Genomic DNA, 6,005 nt, shown 5'->3' with positions numbered 1-6,005 from the left:
TATCAGCGGTGCGAATGCGATTTATGCAACACATCGCTCTCTGTGGGAGCTGGCTTGCCAGCGAAGAGGCCGACTCAGGCACCCTTAAATCTGGCTGATATAGGTCCCGGTGCCATCCAGAATATTCTTCAAGGTTTCCTCAACCTCCTCCAGATCCACCATATCCGGGTTGAAAGTGATCTCCAGCACATCATCCCCATTCAGCGCATCGGCATCCGCCGCCGCGATCTCGATCTTCAACTGCGTTTTGCTCAGGGTGACCTTTACGCCGTCGAGCGTCGAAGGCTCGCCATCCAGGGTGATCTCCAGCTCGTCCTCGTCCGGATAGCGGCTCATCAGAAACATATCGCCCTTGTCGCTATGGCAGCAGAGCATGGCCATGTTGTCTTCTTCGTCGTCGCACGGGTTGACGATCAGTAGGGCGGTGGTCATTTGCATGGGGGAATTCCTGCCTCGGCGGGCGTGTTGGTCGCAATTGGGCGCGATTCTGCCAGCCTCGGGAATTTCTGCATGTGAGAGTGTCAGAGGATGTGTCGCGAACGCGACACAGGTCAATGGTCACTTCTGGCACAGATGTACCGTAAATACGGGCATTCAAGCCGCCGTTTTGCGCCATGACTGCTAGTGTTTACCGTTGCCAAAGCCTTGGTTTACGTGCCAATGACCGAATATGTCGCAGCACCGCAAGCAGACACATTGTCGCACCCATTAAGCTGCGCAACGGATGAGCACCCGTAAAGGCATTGTCGGCGGCCTCGACAGTCGTTTTTGCAGATGCCCATTCAATGGAAGGTGAATGTGACCTGAGTGTCTCGTCCAGCTTCACCCACCTGTCCCCCTGTTTCCTCTGCCCGAGATTCAGGAACAGGGCGACACAAGCCCCGCAAGGGGTGTTGCACGCGACGCTTTCCATCAATAACAAGCTTAAGCGGAGTACCACAGATGGCGTTCTTCACCGCAGCCAGCAAAGCCGACTTCCAGCACCAACTGCAAGCGGCACTGGCGCAGCACATCAGTGAACAGGCACTGCCACAAGTGGCGCTGTTCGCTGAACAATTCTTCGGCATCATTTCCCTGGACGAGCTGACTCAACGTCGCCTCTCCGACCTCGCTGGCTGTACTCTTTCCGCGTGGCGCCTGCTTGAGCGCTTCGATCACGCGCAACCGCAAGTGCGCGTCTACAACCCTGATTACGAGCGTCATGGCTGGCAGTCGACTCACACCGCGGTCGAAGTGCTGCACCACGACCTGCCGTTCCTGGTCGACTCGGTCCGCACCGAGCTGAACCGTCGCGGCTACAGCATCCACACCCTGCAGACCACCGTGCTCAGCGTGCGTCGTGGCAGCAAGGGCGAACTGCTGGAAATCCTGCCAAAAGGCAGTACCGGCGAAGGCGTGCTGCACGAGTCGCTGATGTACCTGGAAATCGACCGCTGCGCCAACGCGGCCGAACTGAATGTGCTGAGCAAAGAGCTGGAGCAGGTGCTCGGTGAAGTGCGCGTCGCGGTCGCTGATTTCGAGCCGATGAAGGCCAAGGTGCAGGAGATCCTCACCAAGCTCGATCACAGCGCATTCGCCGTCGATGCCGACGAAAAAGAGCGAAATCAAGAGCTTCCTGGAATGGCTGGTGGGCAACCACTTCACCTTCCTCGGCTACGAAGAGTTCACCGTTGTCGATCAGGCCGATGGCGGCCATATCGAATACGACCAGAATTCCTTCCTCGGTCTGACCAAACTGCTGCGCACCGGTCTGACCAACGAAGACCGTCACATCGAAGACTACGCGGTGAACTACCTGCGCGAACCGACCCTGCTGTCGTTCGCCAAGGCTGCGCACCCGAGCCGTGTACACCGCCCGGCCTACCCGGACTACGTGTCGATCCGTGAAATCGACGCCGACGGTAAAGTCATCAAGGAACACCGCTTCATGGGCCTGTACACCTCCTCGGTGTATGGCGAGAGCGTGCGGGTCATCCCGTTCATCCGCCGCAAGGTCGAAGAAATCGAACGCCGTTCCGGCTTCCAGTCCAAGGCTCACTTGGGCAAGGAACTGGCGCAGGTCCTCGAAGTGCTGCCGCGTGATGACCTGTTCCAGACCCCGGTCGACGAACTGTTCAGCACCGTGATGTCGATCGTGCAGATCCAGGAACGCAACAAGATCCGCGTGTTCCTGCGCAAAGACCCGTACGGTCGCTTCTGCTACTGCCTGGCCTACGTGCCGCGCGACATCTATTCCACCGAAGTGCGCCAGAAGATCCAGCAGGTGCTGATGGAGCGCCTGAAGGCCACCGACTGCGAGTTCTGGACCTTCTTCTCCGAGTCCGTGCTGGCTCGCGTGCAGTTGATCCTGCGTGTTGATCCGAAGAACCGCATCGACATCGATCCGCTGCTGCTGGAAAAAGAAGTGGTACAGGCCTGCCGCAGCTGGCAGGACGACTACGCTGCCCTGACCGTCGAAAGCTTCGGCGAAGCCCACGGCACCAACGTGCTGGCGGACTTCCCGAAAGGCTTCCCGGCCGGCTACCGCGAGCGTTTCGCGGCGCATTCGGCCGTGGTCGACATGCAGCACCTGCTGAGCCTGAACGAAAAAAATCCGCTGGTGATGAGCTTCTATCAGCCGCTGGGTCAGGTGTCTGGTCAGCGCGAGCTGCATTGCAAGCTGTACCACGCCGACACCCCGCTGGCGCTGTCCGACGTCTTGCCGATTCTGGAAAACCTCGGCCTGCGCGTGCTGGGTGAGTTCCCGTACCGTCTGCGTCACACCAATGGCCGCGAGTTCTGGATTCACGACTTCGCGTTCACCGCAGCCGAAGGTCTGGACCTCGACATCCAGCAACTCAACGACACCCTGCAGGACGCGTTCGTCCACATCGTGCGTGGCGATGCCGAGAACGATGCGTTCAACCGTCTGGTGCTGACCGCCGGTCTGCCATGGCGCGATGTGGCGCTGCTGCGCGCCTACGCCCGTTACCTGAAGCAGATCCGTCTGGGCTTCGACCTGGGTTACATCGCCAGCACCCTGAACAACCACACCGACATCGCTCGCGAGCTGACCCGGTTGTTCAAAACCCGTTTCTACCTGGCGCGCAAGCTGGGCAGCGACGATCTGGAAGACAAGCAACAGCGTCTGGAACAGGCGATTCTGACCGCCCTGGACGACGTTCAGGTGCTCAACGAAGACCGCATCCTGCGTCGTTACCTGGACCTGATCAAAGCCACCCTGCGCACCAACTTCTATCAGACTGACGCCAACGGCCAGAACAAGTCGTACTTCAGCTTCAAGTTCAACCCGCACGCGATCCCTGAGCTGCCCAAGCCAGTACCGAAGTTCGAAATCTTCGTGTACTCGCCACGCGTCGAAGGCGTGCACCTGCGCTTCGGCAACGTGGCGCGTGGTGGTCTGCGCTGGTCCGACCGTGAAGAAGACTTCCGTACCGAAGTCCTCGGCCTGGTGAAAGCCCAGCAAGTGAAGAACTCGGTCATTGTGCCGGTGGGGGCGAAAGGCGGCTTCCTGCCGCGTCGTCTGCCACTGGGCGGCAGCCGTGACGAGATCGCGGCCGAGGGCATCGCCTGCTACCGCATCTTCATTTCGGGTCTGCTGGACATCACCGACAACCTGAAAGACGGCGCGCTGGTGCCGCCGGCCAACGTCGTGCGGCATGACGACGATGACCCGTACCTGGTCGTCGCTGCGGACAAGGGCACTGCGACCTTCTCCGACATCGCCAACGGCATCGCCATCGACTACGGTTTCTGGCTGGGCGACGCGTTCGCCTCCGGTGGTTCCGCCGGTTACGACCACAAGAAAATGGGCATTACCGCCAAGGGTGCGTGGGTCGGCGTACAGCGCCACTTCCGCGAGCGCGGCATCAATGTTCAGGAAGACAGCATCACGGTGGTCGGCGTCGGTGACATGGCCGGTGACGTGTTCGGTAACGGCCTGTTGATGTCCGACAAGCTGCAACTGGTCGCTGCGTTCAACCACATGCACATCTTCATTGATCCGAACCCGAACCCGGCGACCAGCTTCGTCGAGCGTCAGCGCATGTTCGATCTGCCGCGTTCGGCCTGGACCGACTACGACACCAGCATCATGTCCGAAGGCGGCGGCATCTTCTCGCGCAGCGCGAAGAGCATCGCCATCTCGCCGCAGATGAAAGAACGCTTCGACATCAAGGCCGACAAGCTGACCCCGACCGAGCTGCTGAACGCCTTGCTCAAGGCGCCGGTGGATCTGCTGTGGAACGGCGGTATCGGCACTTACGTGAAAGCCAGCAGCGAAAGCCATGCCGACGTCGGCGACAAGGCCAACGACGCACTGCGCGTCAATGGCAACGAGCTGCGCTGCAAAGTCGTGGGCGAGGGCGGTAACCTCGGCATGACCCAGCTGGGTCGTGTGGAATTCGGTCTCAATGGCGGCGGTTCCAACACCGACTTCATCGACAACGCCGGTGGCGTGGACTGCTCCGACCACGAAGTGAACATCAAGATCCTGCTGAACGAAGTGGTTCAGGCCGGCGACATGACCGACAAGCAGCGCAACCAGTTGCTGGCGAGCATGACCGACGAAGTCGGTGGTCTGGTGCTGGGCAACAACTACAAGCAGACCCAGGCTCTGTCCCTGGCGGCGCGTCGTGCCTACGAGCGCATTGCCGAGTACAAGCGTCTGATGAGCGATCTGGAAGGCCGTGGCAAGCTGGACCGTGCCATCGAGTTCCTGCCGACCGAAGAGCAGATCAACGAGCGCGTTGCGGCAGGCCATGGTCTGACCCGTCCGGAGCTGTCGGTGCTGATCTCGTACAGCAAGATCGACCTCAAGGAACAGCTGCTGAACTCGCTGGTGCCGGACGACGACTACCTGACCCGCGACATGGAAACGGCGTTCCCGCCGACCCTGGTCAGCAAGTTCTCCGAAGCCATGCGTCGTCACCGTCTGAAGCGTGAGATCGTCAGCACCCAGATCGCCAACGATCTGGTCAACCACATGGGCATCACCTTCGTTCAGCGACTCAAAGAGTCGACCGGCATGAGCCCGGCGAACGTGGCCGGCGCCTACGTGATCGTGCGTGACATCTTCCACCTCCCGCACTGGTTCCGTCAGATCGAAGCACTGGACTATCAGGTCTCCGCTGACGTGCAACTGGAGCTGATGGACGAGCTGATGCGTCTGGGCCGTCGCGCTACCCGCTGGTTCCTGCGTGCCCGTCGCAACGAGCAGAACGCTGCCCGTGACGTCGCGCACTTCGGTCCGCACCTCAAGGAGCTGGGTCTGAAGCTCGACGAACTGCTGAGCGGCGAAATCCGTGAAAACTGGCAGGCGCGTTATCAGGCTTACGTCGCAGCCGGTGTGCCGGAGTTGCTGGCGCGTATGGTGGCGGGTACCTCGCACCTGTACACGCTGCTGCCGATCATCGAAGCGTCCGACGTCACTGGCCAGGATCCGGCCGAAGTGGCCAAGGCCTACTTCGCCGTGGGCAGTGCGCTGGACATCACCTGGTACCTGCAACAGATCAGCGCGCTGCCGGTTGAAAACAACTGGCAGGCCCTGGCGCGTGAAGCGTTCCGTGATGATGTGGACTGGCAGCAACGTGCGATCACCATCTCCGTCCTGCAACAGGGCGACGGCACCCAGGACGTGGAAGCACGTCTGGCGCTGTGGATGGCACAGCACGAAGGCATGATCGAACGCTGGCGCGCCATGCTGGTGGAGATCCGTGCTGCGAGCGGCACGGACTACGCCATGTACGCCGTGGCCAACCGTGAGCTGCTGGACCTCGCGTTGAGCGGGCAGGCGGTGGTGCCTGCGGCTGCTGCGAATGCCGAGCTTGAACCGGCCTGAGTAGTGGTTGAATGAAAAAGCCCCGGTGTCGTGAGATGCCGGCGCTTTTTTATGTCTGATGGATTTTGTGTTGATTAATCGGGCCTCATTCGCTGGCAAGCCAGCTCCCACAGGTTTCTCGATTGTTCACAGAATTTGTGTTCACCGCAGATCCCTGTGGGAGCTG

At 60.5% G+C, this 6,005-nt stretch carries 1 protein-coding gene and 1 pseudogene; one reads left to right on the top strand and one right to left on the bottom strand.

What is annotated here, in order from left to right:
* Positions 1-84: 84 nt before the first annotated feature.
* Positions 85-438, bottom strand: coding sequence for a hypothetical protein (locus HT737_RS03790; RefSeq protein ID WP_182401499.1), 354 nt, complete (start codon positions 436-438; stop codon positions 85-87).
* A 504-nt stretch (positions 439-942) separates the two neighbouring features.
* On the opposite strand from HT737_RS03790, the pseudogene HT737_RS03785 reads away from it, so the two are divergent.
* A pseudogene (locus HT737_RS03785) lies at positions 943-5,839 on the top strand (NAD-glutamate dehydrogenase).
* Positions 5,840-6,005: the final 166 nt, after the last annotated feature.

This window comes from Pseudomonas sp. MD195_PC81_125 (genome assembly GCF_014060985.1).
Taxonomy (GTDB): domain Bacteria; phylum Pseudomonadota; class Gammaproteobacteria; order Pseudomonadales; family Pseudomonadaceae; genus Aquipseudomonas; species Aquipseudomonas parakoreensis.
The sequence above is the reverse complement of the archived record's forward strand: the minus strand, read 5'-3'. Positions and strand labels throughout refer to the sequence as shown.